Raw genomic sequence first — 15790 nt, 5'->3', positions numbered from 1 at the left:
GCCGGACCTACTCCGGCAGGTCGCTGTCCCCGCCCAAGTTGGTTATCACCCGGCGTAGCACGTCGAGGGTGGCCACGTACTCCTCCTCGGTGATCCCGGCGTGCGTCTGCTCGTGGGATCGGAGGGTACGTTCCCTCGCGCGGGCGAGGCCCGCTTCTCCCGCCTCGGTGAGGGTGAGGGTTTCGGCGCCGGGTTCGTCCTCCGTCAGCCAGGTGCGGCCCACCAGGTCGTCGAAGACCTCGTCGAAGTCGATGCCCTGGTCGTCGTACCGCTGGAGCTTGGCGGTGAGTTCGGTCCGGGTCCAGCGGGCGGGGGCGGCGGCGACGTGGTTGAGGATCCACCAGTGGGGCTGGGTGAGCGACTCCGTCGCCAGCTCCTTGCGGATCCGGCCGACCACCTCGCGGTAGGCGGCGCCGGTCCAGTAGCCGATGGGCTGGGCGGCGAGCCGGTCGCGGGGGTACGGCTTGGGCTGGGTCGCGCTCTGGGTGGTCATGAGCCGACCGTAGGAGCTCAAGTTTGGTTGAGGTCAAGGAGGCGAGGCGTCAGTCCTGGGGGAACTCGTCCGTCTTGAGCGTGAGACCGAGGACTGTGCTCGTCATGTCGATGTCCGCGCCGTAGGCCACAGAGAGTTTGCTGACGTACTCGCCGTCCTTGGGTTGGGTGTAGAGGTGGCACTTGCCTTGGTACGGGTCGGCGATGAGGTAGGCAGGGACTTCGGCGAGGGCGTACGCGGTCTTCTTGGGGCCGTAGTCGTTCTTGGCCCTGTGCGGGTCGACGACTTCCGCGATGAACTCGACGTCCTGGTGGCGCCAACGGCCCTCGGTATCCGCTTCGGAACCATCGCGCAGCTTTGCCACGTCCGGGGCGAAGCCGTTCAGGTGGCCGGGGAAGTCGATGCGGACGTCTGAGAAGACCCGCACATCGTTGCCGAACCTTGCATTGAGTACTTCGAGGAGGGCGAGAGTGGTCTCCCAGTGGATGTCGTGGTGTGGCGCGATGTAGATCGCTCCCTCGACGATCTCGCCCTTGTACCCCTCGGGGACGGGCACCTGGTCGAACAGCTCGTCCAGGATCCGGGCGTTGACGTCGGACATCGTGGGCTCCTCCCCGGCCGCCGTCGGACGAGTGCGGCCACGCAGCCCAACGACACGCACGGTGACCAAGCCACGCCCTGATTCGGTCAGGCGGTTTCGGCCCCGTACCGCTCCCCCACATCCCACGCCTGATACATCGCCTCCGCGAACGCCGCCGCCAGTTTGTGTTCGCCGGAAGCGTTCGGGTGCGTGCCGTCGTACGTGTCGTCGGTGATGTCGTACGAGGGCGGGACCGAGGCCAGGAGGAGCGAGGACGCGGGCTCGTCCAGGTCCGCGACCGTCTTCGCGAGCAGCTCGTTGAAGAGGGCGACCTCGCGGGCGAAGGGCGCGTCCGTCTCCGCCCTCGTGTTCGGGATCACCGGGAGGAGGACCATCGCCACGCGGGGGTTCGCCGAGCGGGCCTCGGCGACGAAGGCGCGGGCGTTCTCCGCCGTCTGGGCCGCGTTCGTGTAGAAGCCCAGGTCGATCAGGCCGAGGGAGACCAGGAGGACGTCCGCGCGTGACGTGCGGACCGCCTCCGCGATCTGCGGGGTCAGGTGGTGCCAGCCCTCGCCCCATCCGGCCAGGTGGGCGCGGGGGAAGTCCGGGTCGGCGTACTCGTACGAGTCGGCGGTCTCCGTGGCCTTGTCGTACAGCGTCTCGCGAGGGCCGACGATCTTGAAGGGGCCGCCGTACGTCGCGCGCAGGTGCTGCCACATCCGGTAGCGCCATGTGTGTTCGCCCGCGCTTCCGATGGTCATGGAATCGCCGACGGGCATGAACCTGAGCATCCGCTCATCATGGACGATCACCGCCACGGGCGGAGCGTGCGGGGGGACGGGCGGAGTGTGAGGATGGACACGCCCGCTGAACCGGCGACGGGGATGGCAGGCTTGGGGGCATGCGTCGCTCGCTTGCGTTCCTTGTCGGGGCCCTCCCTGTGCTCCTTGCCGGGGTGCTCGTCGCGCCCGCCGTCGCCGCCGATGCCGACGGGGCGGAGGGTGCGGACGGGTTCACGATCAAGGATCCCCGGATCACCGAGTCCAGCGGGCTCGTCGCCTCCCGCGCCCACCCCGGGGTCTACTGGACCCACAACGACAGCGACGACGGGGCCTTCCTCTACGCGGTCGACAGCAAGACCGGCGAGACGGTCGCCACGGTGACCATGACGGGCGTCGGCCGGCCCCGGGACGTCGAGGCCATCTCCATCGGCCCGAACGGCCACCTCTACGTCGGCGACATCGGCGACAACCTCAACGGCGCGTGGGACCACGTCTGGATCTACGAACTGCCCGAGCCGAAGCAGCTCAAGGACCAGAGCATCCGCGCCACGCAGTACGACGTGAAATACGCGGACGGCGCGCGGGACGCGGAGGCCCTCATGGTGCACCCGAAGACCGGGCGGGCCTACATCGTCTCGAAGAACGAGGACGGCGGAGGCCTGTACGAAGGGCCCGCCAAGCTCTCCGCCTCCGGCACCAACACCTTCAAGCGCATCGGCGACATCGGCCTCTGGGTCACCGACGGCGCCTTCTCGCCCGACGGCAAGCGGCTCGCCGTACGCGGCTACTTCGGCGGCCTCGCGTACACGTGGAACGGCGGGAAGGTGAAGCAGGAGGACCGGCTGAACGTGCCCCTCCAGGGACAGGGCGAGTCGATCGCGTACACCCCCGACGGGTCCACGCTGCTGTACGGGAGTGAGGGGTCCGGCAGTTCGGTGGAGCCGGAGGACGCTCCCGGTGCGGGCGGGGGAGACGGTAAGTCGTCCTCGGGGGACGGGGGTTCGGCCAGCGGTGACGGCACCGACGACGGGATGAACGCCGACCTCACGAAGGGGGCGATCGCCCTGGGGGCCGCCTTGGTTGTCATTTACGGGCTCAAGCGGCTGTTCCGGCGCGAGCCGCGCGACTAGGCAGTTTCGTTTGTGCGGGCCCCAGCGGCGCGCTGGTGAGCACGCACGATCGTGGAGTCCACCGGGACAGCCCAGCTGAGGTCCTCGTCCGCGTCGGCCTGGGCCATCAGCCGCCGGGCCGGGTGCGGGAAGTCCTCGCCCTGGCGGAGACTGTCGTGGTTCTCACCTCCGCGGCCACGATTGCTTCGACCCAGCGTTGTCCGGACTGCCAGAAGCGGTGGTGAGGGAGCAAGGCCGTGCGAACGGCGATGGCCAGTTCCCTCCATTGATTGTCTAGATGCGTATTTGTTGCAGCGGGCCAGATCGGTGAGCATGGAGCGTGAATTCGGACAGGAGTGAGGCGTTCGATCTGCGAGGCGTACGTGACATCGCCGCTCTCGTCGGCCTGTTGCGCGAGCTGAAGGAGCGATCCGGCCTGACCCTGCGCGAGTTGGAGGGGCGGGCCCAGGCGCGGGGAGAGCTGCTGGCGCGCAGCACGGTCAGCGACATGCTCCGTGGAACCCGTCTGCCGGGTCCCGAGACGCTGGCCGCGTACGTGCGGGCCTGCGGTGCGGCCGAGGCGGATGTGCCCGCATGGCTGGAGGCCAGGCAGCGGGCAGAGGAGGGGGCGGGCGCGCGGCCGCCGGAAACCGCTCCTGGTTCTGGCCCCGCAGCCGCCGACAGCGCGGCGGGACGGATCCACTCGTGGGTGGCGGCCGTGCGGATCGGCGGGCTGCGGCGGCGGACGAAGTGGTGGGTCCTCGCCGGGACGGTCACGGCGGCTCTGGCCGCCATCTCGGTCTTGGTATGGACGCTGTCGACGGCGGCGGGCTCCTCTCCCCCGTCCCCGCCCGCCTCCTCCGCCGGCCCGGAGGCTGCGACCGTCAAGGCTCTGCGGGGCTTCGCGGAGATCCGCCCCGCCCGCACGCCCCATCTGTGCCTCACCGAGGGCCGGGACACCCGGGGCGAATACCTGAACGCGGTCGCGGCACAACTGCCCTGCGAAGAGGCCAGGCCGCCCCACACGTACCTCAGGCCAGTCGACCCTTCCGCGTCACGGACGACGTACTTCATCGAGTGGCAGCACCCGCAGCACGGCCGGGGCTGTCTCACCCTGCGCCGCGAGGGCCCGGGCCAGGACCTGCTGGAACCGTGGCCGTGGAAGAGCTGCGACGCCAATCGGCCCTACCAGCACTTCCGCATCGAGCCCGTCGGCCGAACCACCCGCTACCTCCTCCGGCTGGAGGGCACCCGGAGCTGTGTGGGCCTGCGCGACGACTCCACCAAGACCGGAGCCGATGTCACGGTGAAGCCCTGCGACGGGACGGCAGACCAGGAGTTCCTGATCAGCTCGGCTGCCTGATCACAGGCCGATGGTGTCGCATTCGACGTCGGGCTGGTCGCGCAGTTCCCCGCGCCCCTGAAGGGCGCCCCTAACCGGTGCCCCTAACCGGTGCCCCTAACCGGTGCCCCTGCGCTGGACCAGTGTCTCCAAGCCGTCCAGGATTCGTTGCAGGCCGAAGTCGAAGTGGTCGAAGTCGGGGCCGAAGGCGTCCTCCGCGAGTGAGGCCATCACGGGGTAGCGGCCGCTGGTCATGACCTGTTCCAGGACCGGGGCCTGGGCGGCCCAGAACTCCGCGTCCGTCAGGCCCGTCCTGTGCTCCGCCTCCTGGGCGTACAGCTGGGTGCGGGCGGCGCCGGTGACGTACGAGTCGATCAGGATGACCACCGAGACCAGCTCCGGATCGCTCAGCCCCATGGGCCTGATGCGGGAGATCACCTTCTCCATGCCGTCGATGGCGCTGGGGCCGAGGACCGGGCGGGACTGGTTGACCTTCAGCAGCCAGGGGTGGCGCTGGTAGAGGGCGAGGCTTTCGCGGCCGAGCACCTCCAGCGTGGAGCGCCAGTTCTCGCCGAAGACGGAGGTGTCGGCGGCCGAGCGCTGTACGCGGTCCAGCATCAGGTCGAGCAGCTCGCCCTTGCCGGGCACGTACCGGTAGAGGGACATCGTGCCCGTGCCGAGCTCCGTGGAGAGCCGGCGCATCGACACGGCCTCCAGTCCGTCCGCGTCGGCGATCCGGACCGCCGCTTCCACTATCCGGTCGAGCGTGAGGCCCGGCTTGGGGCCGCGGCTGGGCCGGGGGCCCGTGTCCCACAGCAGGTGAAGGGTGCGGGTGATGTCTCCGCTGCCGCTGGTTTCCGTGCTGCCCGGGCCGCTTGTCATGGATCTCAGGATAATCCCTTGGAGCGGAACTGGGTACGGTGTACTCTCAAAAGGGTACGGTGTACTCAGTTTGAGGATGGGCTTCAGGGATTGGGGGAGTGCTGTGAGCGGTTACGCGGTGCGGGCCGAGGGACTGGAGAAGCGGTACGGGGAGAAGCGGGCGCTGGCCGGCTTCGACCTGGCCGTGCGGGAGGGCACGGTGCACGGCCTGCTGGGGCCGAACGGCGCGGGCAAGACCACCGCCGTCCGCATCCTCGCCACGCTGTTGAAGCTGGACGGGGGCAGTGCGGAGGTGGCGGGCCTGGATGTCGCACGCCGGCCGCGGGAGGTGCGGGCGCGGATCGGGCTCACCGGTCAGTACGCCGCGGTGGACGAGGTGCTCACCGGTCGGCAGAACCTGGAGATGTTCGGGCGGCTGTTCCACCTGGGCGGGCGCCGGGCGCGGCTGCGGGCGGGGGAGCTGCTGGAGCAGTTCGACCTGGCCGACGCCGCGGACAAGGGGGTCGGGAAGTACAGCGGCGGCATGCGGCGGCGTCTCGACCTCGCCGCGTCGATGATCCTCACGCCGAAGGTGCTCTTCCTCGACGAGCCGACGACCGGGCTCGACCCGCGCGGTCGGGGCGAAGTGTGGGACTCCGTACGGGAGTTGGTCACCGGCGGTACCACCGTGCTGCTGACCACGCAGTATCTGGAGGAGGCCGACAAGCTCGCCTCGCACATCACCGTGATCGACCAGGGGCGGGCCATCGCCGACGACACCCCGGACGGGCTGAAGAGCACGGTGGGCGGCGACCGGATCGAGGTCGTGGTCGCCGAGCGGTCCGACATCGCGCGGGCGGTGAAGGTCGTCGCCCGCGTCTCGGACGGCGAACCGGAGTCGGACGAGACCGAGTTGAGGGTGCACGCGCCCGTCACCGACCGGGTCGCGGCCCTCACCGAGGTGGCGCGCACCCTCCAGGACGAGGGTGTGCGGGTGGAGGACATCGGCCTGCGCAGGCCGAGCCTCGACGACGTGTTCCTGCGACTGACGGGACACCGTACGGATGTCACCGAGGACGAGACGAACGTGAAGAGCGTGAAGGGCACTCAGGGTGCCGAGGACACGAAGGAGGCCGTGGCATGAGCGGCACGCTCGAAGCGACGGGGGCGCCGACGGGGACGCCGACCGGGACGCCCGCCGTCGACGAACACGGCCGTGCGTACTGGGCGTTGGTCGACTGCTGGAACGTCGTCCGGCGCGGCCTCACCCACTACCAGCGCCAACCCATCAACATCGCCTGGCAGTTGGGCTTCCCGATCCTGTCCGTGCTGCTGTACGGGTATGTGTTCGGCAGTGCGATGTCCGTGCCCGGCGGCGGTGACTACCGGGACTTCCTGATGCCGGGCATGTTCGTGATGACGATGGCCTTCGGGTTCATCAACACCGCGACGCTCGTCGTGTACGACTCCACGAAGGGCGTCATCGACCGCTTCCGCTCCATGCCGATGGCGCCGTCCGCGGTGGTCGCAGGGCGCGGGGTCACCGATCTCATCGTCGCCTGCGCGGAGTTGACGATCCTGATGCTCACCGCCGTCGCGATGGGTTGGCGGCCCGACGGCGGCTTCGGTTTCCTGGGCGCCTTCGCGCTGCTGCTGTGGCTGCGGTTCGCGCTGATCTGGCTCGGGGTGTGGCTCGGTCTGCTCGTGCCCAACCCGGAGGCGGCGGGGGGTCTGTTCGCGGTCGCGTTCCCGCTGACGATGATCTCCAGCATCTTCGTCGCCCCCCAACTGATGCCGGACTGGCTCGGCTTCGTGGCGGCCTGGAACCCGATCTCGTCGACGGCCGCGGCCACCCGCGAACTGTTCGGCACGCCGGTGGGCAGCGGCGACTCGTGGGTCGAGCAGCACGCCCTGCTGATGGCGGGTGTGTGGCCACTGATCCTCACGCTGATCTTCGTTCCGCTGGCGGTGCGGAGGTTCCAGAAGCTCAGCAAGTAGTCGGCTCAGCAAGTAGTCGGCTCAGCAAGGAGATCGGTCGCGGTCGTGAAGTGAATCGGTCGCGATCGCAGTGCCCAATCGCAGTGCGGTCGCCGTGCAGTCGCGTCGCAGTCGCAGTCGTAGAAGCGAGAAGTCGCCGACCCTCGCCCCGTCGGCCAACTACTGTACGGATACGCCGCGCTACCCACTGCGGCCACTTGAGGAGGATTCCTGTGTCATCGCCCTGCGACCCTCAGCATGCTCCCGTCGGTGACGTGGGCGCGGTGCTCATGCTGATCGACTCCCGGCTCAAGACCATCCACGAAGGCAAGACCGAGACCGACCCCGAACAGCAGGCGCTGATGGACCAGTACGTCGCGTCGCTGGGCCCCAAGGGGTTCAATGACGTGCTGGACGGCGCGTGCACGCTCATCTACATGTTCATGACCTGGCTGAGGAAGGCGCACGAGAGCCAGGACAAGGACGTCATCGAGTACGTGGTGCCCACCCTCGTGGGCTCGATGCGCATGATGACCAAGAGCGTCCGCCCCGAGGTCGTCCCCACCATGACCGGCCTGGTCGTTGCCGCGGGCATCGGCCTGAGCCCCAACCTCTGGCGCAACCAGTACGGAGACTGGACCGAGGAGGAGATGACCCCGCTGGAGGTCACCGCCTTCCTGCTCGCGGAGCACATCAACCGCATCACCGACGACCCCGACTTCGCCACCCGCATGATCACCGAAGCTCTGTCCCGTTCGGACGAGAGCTGACGGGGCTGGCGAGAGCTGACGGGGGTTGGCGAGCGCTGACGAGGGCTGACGAGGGCTGACGGGGGCTGACGGGGGCTGAGCCGTGCCCCGGCCGGGTCACCTCCGCTCGCGCGAGGGTGACCCGTGACCCGTGACCCGTTGCCGGGGGACGCGGGTGCTGCTTCTCCCGGGGCTACGTGTTTCCCAGGGGCTACTTGCGGGGCAGCGACGTTTTGGTGATCGGGAGCGACTGTTCCGCTCCCGCCACGTAGAGGTCCGTCGGAGCCGTGCGCAGCTTGAACGTGTCGTCGTAGCCCGAGACGCGCACGGACATCACGAAGAAGCCGTCGTCCTCGACGGTGGTCTTCACGTCGTACTCCTGCTCCCAGTAGGTCTGCAGGAAGACCTCGGTGCCCTGGGGCTCGACCCCCTTGGGGAGGGTGACCTTGCCCTGGACGGTGAGGATGTCGCCCGCCTTCACCTTCTTCTTGTTGACCTGGTAACTGACCGAACTGGACTTGGTGTTGGCGGCCACGGTGGTGTCCGCGAAGTAGCCGTCCTGCGGGGTGTTGAGGTCGCCGTCCTCGTCGTAGAAGGCCGTGATCTGCACGTCGTGCTGGACGTTGAGCAGGCTGCTGCCGCTCATGTGGTCGATGTTGACGTTGGGGACGGTGAACTTCCCGTTGGCGTCGCTGACCGGCTTGCCCAGGTCGCGCGGCTCGTAGTAGGTGGGATCGATCGGGTCGCCCCACGGATTCCAGGTGGTGAAGCGGACGACCTCCTGGATGGTGACGGGGATGTTGGGCGCCGGGGTGCCGTCGGCCTTGGTGACGGTGCCGGTGACGTCGACGTGGCGGTTGTCGTAGTCGGTGCCGGCCGGGTTGGTGCTCACGGTCAGCACGTAGGCGTCGCTGGGGGAGGGGTCCGCGGGCTTCGCCGAGGCGGCGGGCGCGGACAGGGCGCCCGCGGCGAGCAGGAGCGCGGCGGTGGCGGCGAGCCGTGTCGGCAGGGACTTCCTGGGCATGGGGCAACTCCAACTTCGTTAGGGACTGGAGGAGTTGCGCCGGGCGGCACCGGTTCCGCCGCGGCGCGGGTGTGCGACGCAGCAGGTTGACCGGCGGGGTGGGGCGGGAGTTGTCCTCTGTGCGGCCGCTGTTACGCGGCTGTGGCGAGAGGCGGGTTTGTCCGGGTTGCGGGTTCACCTGGACGTCGGCCGCAGGCCACTCGGCATTGCCCTCGACGACGAAGGGCGACAAAGGATGGCGGGGGACGACGGGGGACGACGGGGGACGACGGGGGACGAGGAAGGGCGCCCCGCGGTTGATCCGCGGGGCGCCCTTCCTCGTCGTAACGAAAACGACTACAGCTTCGCGAAAACGACTACAGCTTCTCGATCACGTAGTCGATGCACTTCGTGAGCGCCTCGACGTCCGCCGGGGCGATCGCGGGGAACATGGCGACACGGAGCTGGTTGCGGCCGAGCTTGCGGTAGGGCTCGGTGTCGACGATGCCGTTGGCGCGGAGGGTCTTGGCGACGGCCGCCGCGTCGATCTCCTCGGCGAAGTCGATCGTGCCGATGACCTGCGAGCGCTTGGTGGCGTCGGTGACGAACGGGGTCGCGTACTTGCTCTCCTCGGCCCAGGTGTAGAGGCGGGTCGAGGAGTCCTTCGTACGGGCCGTGGACCAGTCGAGGCCGCCCTGGCCGTTGATCCACTCCAGCTGGTCGTTCAGGAGGAACAGGGTGGCGAGGGCCGGGGTGTTGTACGTCTGGTTCTTGCGGGAGTTGTCGATCGCCGTGGGGAGCGAGAAGAACTCCGGGACGTGGCGTCCGCTCGCGTGGACGCGCTCCGCGCGCTCGATCGCCGCCGGGGAGAAGATCCCGATCCACAGGCCGCCGTCCGCGGCGAAGGACTTCTGCGGGGCGAAGTAGTAGACGTCCGTCTCGGCGATGTCGACGGGCAGGCCGCCGGCGCCGCTCGTCGCGTCCACGAGGACGAGCGCGCCCTCGTCGGCGCCCGCGACGCGCTTGACGGGCGCCGCGACACCGGTGGAGGTCTCGTTGTGCGTGAAGGCGTAGACGTCGATGCCCGCCTCGGCGACCGGCTCCGGGTGCGTGCCGGGGTCGCTGCTGATCACGGTGGGCTCGGCCAGCCACGGCGCGAGCTTCGCGGCCTTGGCGAACTTCGAGCTGAACTCACCGAAGGTGAGGTGCTGCGACTTGTTCTCGATCAGGCCGTGGGTCGCGATGTCCCAGAACGCGGTGGAGCCGCCGTTGCCGAGGACGACCTCGTAGCCCTCGGGGAGCCGGAAGAGGTCGCTCACGCCCTCGCGGACCTTCCCGACGAGGTTCTTCACCGGGGCCTGGCGGTGGGACGTACCCATCAGGGATGTGCCGGTGGCGGCGAGCGCGGTGAGCGACTCCGTACGCACCTTGGAGGGGCCCGCGCCGAAACGGCCGTCGGCGGGCTTGAGGTCAGCGGGGATCTGGATATCAGCCACGACGGGAGCGTATCCGTTCCGGGAAACCTGGGTGAAACGTCGTCCGTCGGATGAGACGGTTCCCGCCGGGTGAGGAAAAGCGTCTGTCAGGCGCGCGGACCCCCGAGCGCCGGAGCCGGTGTGAAGCGTACCGGCAGTTTCGTCAGGCCCCGTAGCCATGGGGAAGGGCGGCGCGGCAGCGACTCCGCGGGGACCGTGAGGTCGATGTCCGGGAGGCGGTCCAGGACGACCTCGATGGCCGTGCGGGCCACGACCTCCGCGATCTCCTGTGCCGGGAACGGACACCGGTGCTCCCCGTGGCCGAAGGAGAAGTGCGCGCTGTTGCCACCGGTGAGGGCGGAACCGTGGGTGCGGACCTGCGGATCGTGGTTCGCGGCCTGGAGGCCGAGCAGCAGCAGGTCACCGGCGCGGACGGCCCGCCCGCCGAGCCGGGTGTCGCGGGCGGCCCAGCGCCCGGCCACGTTCTGGGTGGGCGTGTCCTCCCACAGGACCTCGTTCATGGCCTCGGCGACACTGCGCCGCCCGCCGAAGAGCGAGGCCGCGAACCGCTCGTCCGTGAGCATCAGCCGCAGCGAGTTGCCGATCCAGTCGGCGGTCGGCTGGTGGCCCGCGGCCATCATCACCATCAGGTCCTGGGTGATCTCCTCGTGCGTGAAGGGCGTCATGGGGGTGAAGCCGCTCCCGCCTCCTGCCGAGTGTGCTCTCGCGAGCATGCGGCTCACCACGTCGTCCGCGGGGCGCGCCGCCCGGTCCGCCACCAGTCGGGCCATCGCCGTGCCCACGTGCAGCTGCCCCGTGATGGCGTCCTCGTGCCCGTTGACCATGTCGTTCAGGGCGGCGACGAGCCCCGGGCCCTGTTCGTCGGCGAAGCCGTAGAGGGTGGCGAGGACGCGTACGGGCAGCAGGGTCGCGTAGTCCGCGACGAGGTCCGCCTCGCCCTTGGCGCACACCGCGTCGATCAGTTCGTCGGCGAACCGCTCGGCGAGCGTACGCAGTTCGAAGGCGTCGACGGCTTCGAGGGCGTCGCTGATCATCGCGGCGCGCTCGCGGTGGCGTTCGCCGACGGTGTAGAGGATGGACGGCTGGCCGCGGCCGATCAGCGGCAGCAGCGGCCAGTCGTCGGGGACGCGGTGCCACTGGCTCCAGAGCCCGGAGTCGCGGCTGAACAGCACCGGATCGCCGGTGACCTGGTGCAGCTCGCGGTAGCCGAGCACGAGCCAGGCCGGGATGTCCCCGTCGAGCAGCACCGACGCCACGGCACCGTGTTCGCGCCTCAACTCCCGGTACAGCTGGGCGGGTTCGGCCATGAACCGGGGCCCGTTGAGGGGCACGGGGACGGGGTTCACTGGGCCGACTCCTGTCTGGGTGCTCTGGGTGCTCTGGGTGCGATGACGTGGTCCTGTGACGTACCGGCGGCGCCTTCGGCCGCGTACGGACTCCTCGCGGTCCGCACGCTCTCGATGGCCTGCGGGTTCTCGGCGAGGTACAGGCTCTTGATGTGCTCGACCAGCGTGATCAGGACGCGTTTGCCGGAGTCGCGGGAGCGGGCGTCGCAGTCGACGAGCGGGATGTGCGGGGCGAGGTCGAGGGCGTCGCGGACCTGTTCGAGCGGGTGGGCGGGGCCGCCGAAGTGGTTGCGCGCGATGATGAACGGGGTGCCGAGGCGTTCGAGCCGGTCGATGGCGTACCAGGAGTCGTCGATGCGCCGCGTGTCGACGAGCACGACCGCGCCGAGCGCGCCGGAGAAGAGCCGGTCCCAGAGGTACCAGAAACGCTCCTGGCCGGGCGCGCCGAAGAGGTAGAGCACGGTGCGGGCGCTGAGCGTGATGCGGCCGAAGTCGAAGGCGACGGTGGTCGCGGACTTGCCGGGCACCGCGCTGACGTCGTCGACCGTCCCACCGGCCCGCGTGATCGTCTCCTCGGTGCTGAGCGGGCGGATCTCGCTGACCGAGTGGATCATCGTCGTCTTGCCGACGCCGAAACCGCCGACGATCACGATCTTCAGCCCGTTGTCGGCGGACGCCTCCAAGGGCGTACGGGCCTCCATGGCGGCGGCGGTCGTTTCAGAGGTTGCGGAGTCCAACGAGCACCTGCTCCAGGATGTCGGGATCGGTGTGGCCGGCGCGTACGGCCCTTCGCGGGTGGCGGGCGCTGACGCGGCCCGCGGCGAGGAGGTCGGAGAGCAGGATCTTCGTGATGCTCACCGGCAGCCGCAGCTCGGCGGCGACCTCCGCGACGGCGGTCGGCCGTCCGGTGAGGCGCAGGATCGCCGCGTGCTCCGACTGCATGCCGGGGACGGCGTCGCACTCGGCGACGACCAGGGTCACCAGGTCGAACGGCGTGCCGGGCATGGACCGGCTGCGTCCTTGGGTGAGTGTGTAGAGCCGGTCGGGCGCGTCGTCCCTGCCCGGCCGGCTCATGAGGTACGAGGCTGCGCGCTCAATGGGTTGCTACGGGGCTGTTCGCTCGGTGACGTACGAGGCTGCGCGCTCAGGTGTTCGCCGAGCTGCTCCACGAGTTCGCCCATGTTGTGCCCGACGAGCCCGGGGTCCGCTTCCTCGGCCGTGACCAGGGCCAGGTGCGCGCCCGCGCCCGCCTCCACGATGAACAGCACCCCGCCGTAGAACTCGGCCATCGCCGACCGTACGCCCCCGGTGCCGTCCCCGAACTCCATGGACGCCCCGTGCGACAGCGACTGGATCCCGGCGGCGATGGCGGCGAGCTGGTCCGCCTGGTCGACGGAGAGTTCCGGCGTACGACACAGCTTCAGACCGTCCCGGGAGAGCACGAGCGCGTGCCGGGCGCCGGGGGTGCGCGCCAGCATGCCCTCCATGAGCCAGGTGAGCTCCTCGTCGGCGGTGCCGGCGGTGCCGGCAGCGGTGCCGGAGGCGGAGGAGATGGCGGTCGTGGCCGGGGTGCCTATGGGGCCGGTGGGGCCGGTCATGAAGTGGGGTCGCTTTCGGGATGGGAGGTGGCAGGACTCGTACGGGCCTGTACGGGCTCCTCCGCCGACGTCCCTCGGACGGCCTGGCGGAAACTGCTGAAGCGGGCGGCGCGGGCCATCACGTCTTCGGGCGCGGTGTCGGGGGCCTCCTGGGGCTGGGGCTGGAACCGCGACTGGGGCTGGAACTCGGGGGAGTTGGAGCCGTGCGAGCCGTGGGCGCCGGGAGGGCCGTTGGGGTTGTCGAGGCTGTGGGGCTCGGCCGGGGGCCTGATGCGGGCGCGCTGGGCCTCCACTTCGGCCTCCGCCTCGGCGAGGGTGCGGCCTCGGCGGCGCTTGGGCAGGATGCCGATGTGCTCGTCGGCGGCCACGGGCGGAGGCAGCGGCGAGCCGTGGGCCGGTACGGGCTCCGGGTCCAGGTCGGAGCGGGCGTGCGCGGCGGCGTACGACTGCTGGGGCCAGGGCTGGGGCTGAGGCCAGGACGGATGCGTCAACTGGTCGAGCTGCGCGGGCTCATGGGTGCCTTGAGCGTTGTGGGTGCCGTGGGGGTCCTGCGGACCATGGAGGCTGTGGGTGCCGTGGGTGCCGTGGGTGCCGTGGGTGTTGTGTGGGTTTTGGGCCTCATGGGTTGCGGGAATCGGGACCCAAGCCGTGGCCGTGGCCGGGGCGGGTGCCGAAACTGGCGTCGCGGCCGGTACCTGAGTGACGGCCGGTACCTGGGGGACGGCCGGTACCTGGGGGACGGCCGGTACCTGAGTGACGGCCGGTACCTGAGTCACGGCCGGTCCTTGAGCGGCGGCCGGTAGCTGAGTGGCCGGCATCTGAGCGTTCGGCACCTGAGGGACTGGCACCTGAGGGGCTGGTACCTGAGCCGGATACTGAGTCGGTGCCGGGGCCCAAGCGAGGGCCGACTCCTGAGCCGGGGCGGGTGCCGGGGACGGGACCCCTGCCTGAGTCGCGGTCGCGGGCGTGGGCGTAAACGCGGGCGCTCTCGGAGTCGGCGTCGCGGCAGGAGCCGGAGTCGGAGCTTGGGGCGCGGCCCCAGCCGCGGTCCCAGTCCCAGCGGCAGCCGCAGTCGTTGTCCGAGTGACCCTCCGAGCCGCAGCCGGAGCCTGGGCCGTCTGGGCCGTCTGGGCGGTCTGGGCCGTCTGGGCGGTCTGGGTCGTCCGGGTTGTCTCGGCTGTCTGGGTCGGAGCCGTGGCCGTAGGCGTGGCGGTGGCCGTCGCCGGGCTCGCGAGGATGTCCTGCGGTACGAGGACCAGTACGCCCGTGCCGCCGCGCGCGGAGGGGCGGAAGGAGATCCTCAGGCCGTACTTGAGGGCGAGGCGGCCGACGACCGCGAGGCCGAGCCGGGTGCCGCTGAGGCCGCCGAGCTCAGCCTCCTCGCCGGAGACGGCGCGTTCGGCGCGGCGCAGCTGCACCTCGCCCATCACCAGCCCGCTGTCCTCTACGGAGACGATGACTCCGGCCGGAACCTCCTCTACGTAGACGTGCACTTCGGCCGTCGGAGGCGAGAAGTTCGCGGCGTTGTCGAGGATCTCGGCGAGCGCGTGCATCACGCCCTCGGCGGCGTGCCCGGCCACGGCGGCCTCGCTCGACGAGTGCACACGTACACGCTGGTAGCCGCTGATACGGCCCATCGCGCCGCGCAGGATCGACTCCATGACGATGGGGCGCGCCCAGCGGCGGCCCGAGCGCGCGCCCGCGAGGACGGCGACGGAGTCGGCGAGACGGCCCGCCTGGGCGGTGCGGTGGTCGAGGTGGAGGAGGTCGGTGAGGACGTCCTCGTCGGAGTGCCTCTCCTCCATGGCGCGCAGGTCGGCGAGCATGCTCGTGGCCAGGGCCTGCAGCCGGCCCGCAGTGTTGGCGGCCGCGGAGATCGCGGCGGCGCGGTCGGTTCTCGCCCGGCGCAGTTCGGCGGCCACGCGCGCGTGCTCCGCGCCGAGCCGGACGCGCTCCCGGTCGAGTTCGGCGGCCAGGCGGACCTTCTGGTGGGCGTTCTGCTCGGCCTGGTGGGCGTTCTGCTCGGCGAGGCGGGCGCGTTCCCGGGTGAACTCGTCGTTGAGGCGGGCGCGTTCGAGGGCCGCCAGTTCCGTGATACGGGCCTGCTCATGGAGCAGTCGGTCCGCGTCCTGGGACACCGCTTCGAGGCGGCGGACCAGTAATCGCGAGGTCGCCATGGCGCGGCTCGCCAGCGTGACGGCCGCACACAGCACGACGACGGCCGCGCTTCCGCCCCAGGCGAGGGGTACGCGCACCGATACGGGGGCCAGGGCGACCGAGGCGCCGACGGCGAACGCCGCCGGTACGGCGGCCAGGAGCGGGGCGATCACGACGGCACGCAGGCGGGGTCGTTCCCTGCCGAGGTGCGCTGGGGACGGCCGATCTGGGATGGTGCGCGCTTGCTGAGTGGGCGCGGTCATGAATCGTGTCCTCGGTCGTGTCCTGGGCGGGATG

General features: G+C 70.3%; 15 protein-coding genes and 2 pseudogenes. 5 read left to right on the top strand and 12 right to left on the bottom strand.

Features of this window, described 5'->3' with window-relative positions; genetic code table 11:
* Nucleotides 1-7: 7 nt before the first annotated feature.
* From OHA11_RS19725 to OHA11_RS19715, 3 genes are all read right to left on the bottom strand, one after another.
* Nucleotides 8-493: a MarR family winged helix-turn-helix transcriptional regulator gene (locus tag OHA11_RS19725; protein ID WP_266498137.1), complete on the bottom strand. Its 486-nt coding sequence runs from the start codon at nucleotides 491-493 to the stop codon at nucleotides 8-10.
* Between the two features lie 49 nt (nucleotides 494-542).
* Nucleotides 543-1094 (bottom strand): Uma2 family endonuclease, encoded by a 552-nt coding sequence (locus OHA11_RS19720; protein ID WP_266498134.1) that lies wholly within the window; start codon nucleotides 1092-1094, stop codon nucleotides 543-545.
* A gap of 86 nt (nucleotides 1095-1180) precedes the next feature.
* The gene (locus OHA11_RS19715) at nucleotides 1181-1864 is read right to left on the bottom strand and encodes an SGNH/GDSL hydrolase family protein (protein ID WP_266507306.1); all 684 of its coding nucleotides are present in this window, start codon (nucleotides 1862-1864) and stop codon (nucleotides 1181-1183) included.
* Between the two features lie 110 nt (nucleotides 1865-1974).
* On the opposite strand from OHA11_RS19715, the gene OHA11_RS19710 reads away from it, so the two are divergent.
* Entirely contained in the window at nucleotides 1975-2985 is a 1011-nt protein-coding gene (locus OHA11_RS19710; RefSeq protein ID WP_266498132.1) for a WD40 repeat domain-containing protein, read from the top strand.
* An 8-nt stretch (nucleotides 2986-2993) separates the two neighbouring features.
* Here OHA11_RS19710 and OHA11_RS19705 read toward each other — a convergent pair.
* Nucleotides 2994-3098, bottom strand: a pseudogene (locus OHA11_RS19705) (IS5/IS1182 family transposase); the annotation flags it as partial.
* Nucleotides 3099-3304: 206 nt separating this feature from the next.
* Here OHA11_RS19705 and OHA11_RS19700 point away from each other — a divergent pair.
* Nucleotides 3305-4327 carry a helix-turn-helix domain-containing protein gene (locus OHA11_RS19700; protein WP_266498131.1) on the top strand — a complete coding sequence of 341 codons (1023 nt, stop codon included), beginning with the start codon at nucleotides 3305-3307 and terminating at the stop codon, nucleotides 4325-4327.
* A gap of 96 nt (nucleotides 4328-4423) precedes the next feature.
* Here the strand turns inward: OHA11_RS19700 and OHA11_RS19695 are convergent, their stop codons facing one another.
* On the bottom strand, nucleotides 4424-5188 hold the full coding sequence (locus tag OHA11_RS19695; protein WP_266498130.1) for a TetR/AcrR family transcriptional regulator: 765 nt from the start codon (nucleotides 5186-5188) through the stop codon (nucleotides 4424-4426).
* 103 nt (nucleotides 5189-5291) lie between these two features.
* Between OHA11_RS19695 and OHA11_RS19690 the strand changes: the two genes are divergently transcribed.
* From OHA11_RS19690 to OHA11_RS19680, 3 genes are all read left to right on the top strand, one after another.
* Nucleotides 5292-6311, top strand: coding sequence for an ATP-binding cassette domain-containing protein (locus tag OHA11_RS19690; protein WP_266498128.1), 1020 nt, complete (start codon nucleotides 5292-5294; stop codon nucleotides 6309-6311).
* Nucleotides 6308-7165: an ABC transporter permease gene (locus OHA11_RS19685; protein ID WP_266498127.1), complete on the top strand. Its 858-nt coding sequence runs from the start codon at nucleotides 6308-6310 to the stop codon at nucleotides 7163-7165. Before OHA11_RS19690 ends, OHA11_RS19685 begins: the two co-directional genes overlap by 4 nt.
* A 212-nt stretch (nucleotides 7166-7377) precedes the next feature.
* Nucleotides 7378-7914: a hypothetical protein gene (locus OHA11_RS19680; RefSeq protein ID WP_266498124.1), complete on the top strand. Its 537-nt coding sequence runs from the start codon at nucleotides 7378-7380 to the stop codon at nucleotides 7912-7914.
* 190 nt (nucleotides 7915-8104) lie between these two features.
* Here OHA11_RS19680 and OHA11_RS19675 read toward each other — a convergent pair whose 3' ends face one another.
* The 7 genes and pseudogenes from OHA11_RS19675 to OHA11_RS19645 all read right to left on the bottom strand — a co-directional run.
* Complete coding sequence (locus OHA11_RS19675; RefSeq protein ID WP_266498123.1) at nucleotides 8105-8917, bottom strand: acyl carrier protein; 813 nt, start codon at nucleotides 8915-8917, stop codon at nucleotides 8105-8107.
* Between the two features lie 356 nt (nucleotides 8918-9273).
* The gene (gene serC, locus OHA11_RS19670; protein ID WP_266498121.1) at nucleotides 9274-10392 is read right to left on the bottom strand and encodes a phosphoserine transaminase; all 1119 of its coding nucleotides are present in this window, start codon (nucleotides 10390-10392) and stop codon (nucleotides 9274-9276) included.
* 86 nt (nucleotides 10393-10478) lie between these two features.
* Nucleotides 10479-11699, bottom strand: coding sequence for a cytochrome P450 (locus OHA11_RS19665; protein WP_266507305.1), 1221 nt, complete (start codon nucleotides 11697-11699; stop codon nucleotides 10479-10481).
* A gap of 35 nt (nucleotides 11700-11734) precedes the next feature.
* Entirely contained in the window at nucleotides 11735-12439 is a 705-nt protein-coding gene (locus OHA11_RS19660; RefSeq protein ID WP_266507303.1) for an ATP/GTP-binding protein, read from the bottom strand.
* Between the two features lie 16 nt (nucleotides 12440-12455).
* On the bottom strand, nucleotides 12456-12812 hold the full coding sequence (locus OHA11_RS19655) for a DUF742 domain-containing protein (protein WP_266498120.1): 357 nt from the start codon (nucleotides 12810-12812) through the stop codon (nucleotides 12456-12458).
* Nucleotides 12809-13225, bottom strand: coding sequence for a roadblock/LC7 domain-containing protein (locus OHA11_RS19650; protein WP_266507301.1), 417 nt, complete (start codon nucleotides 13223-13225; stop codon nucleotides 12809-12811). Before OHA11_RS19650 ends, OHA11_RS19655 begins: the two co-directional genes overlap by 4 nt.
* Before the next feature lie 1304 nt (nucleotides 13226-14529).
* A pseudogene (locus tag OHA11_RS19645) lies at nucleotides 14530-15513 on the bottom strand (ATP-binding protein); the annotation flags it as partial.
* Nucleotides 15514-15790 lie beyond the last annotated feature (277 nt).

The sequence above is a fragment of the Streptomyces sp. NBC_00878 genome, assembly GCF_026341515.1.
Taxonomy (GTDB): Bacteria; Actinomycetota; Actinomycetes; order Streptomycetales; family Streptomycetaceae; genus Streptomyces.
The sequence above is the reverse complement of the archived record's forward strand: the minus strand, read 5'-3'. Positions and strand labels throughout refer to the sequence as shown.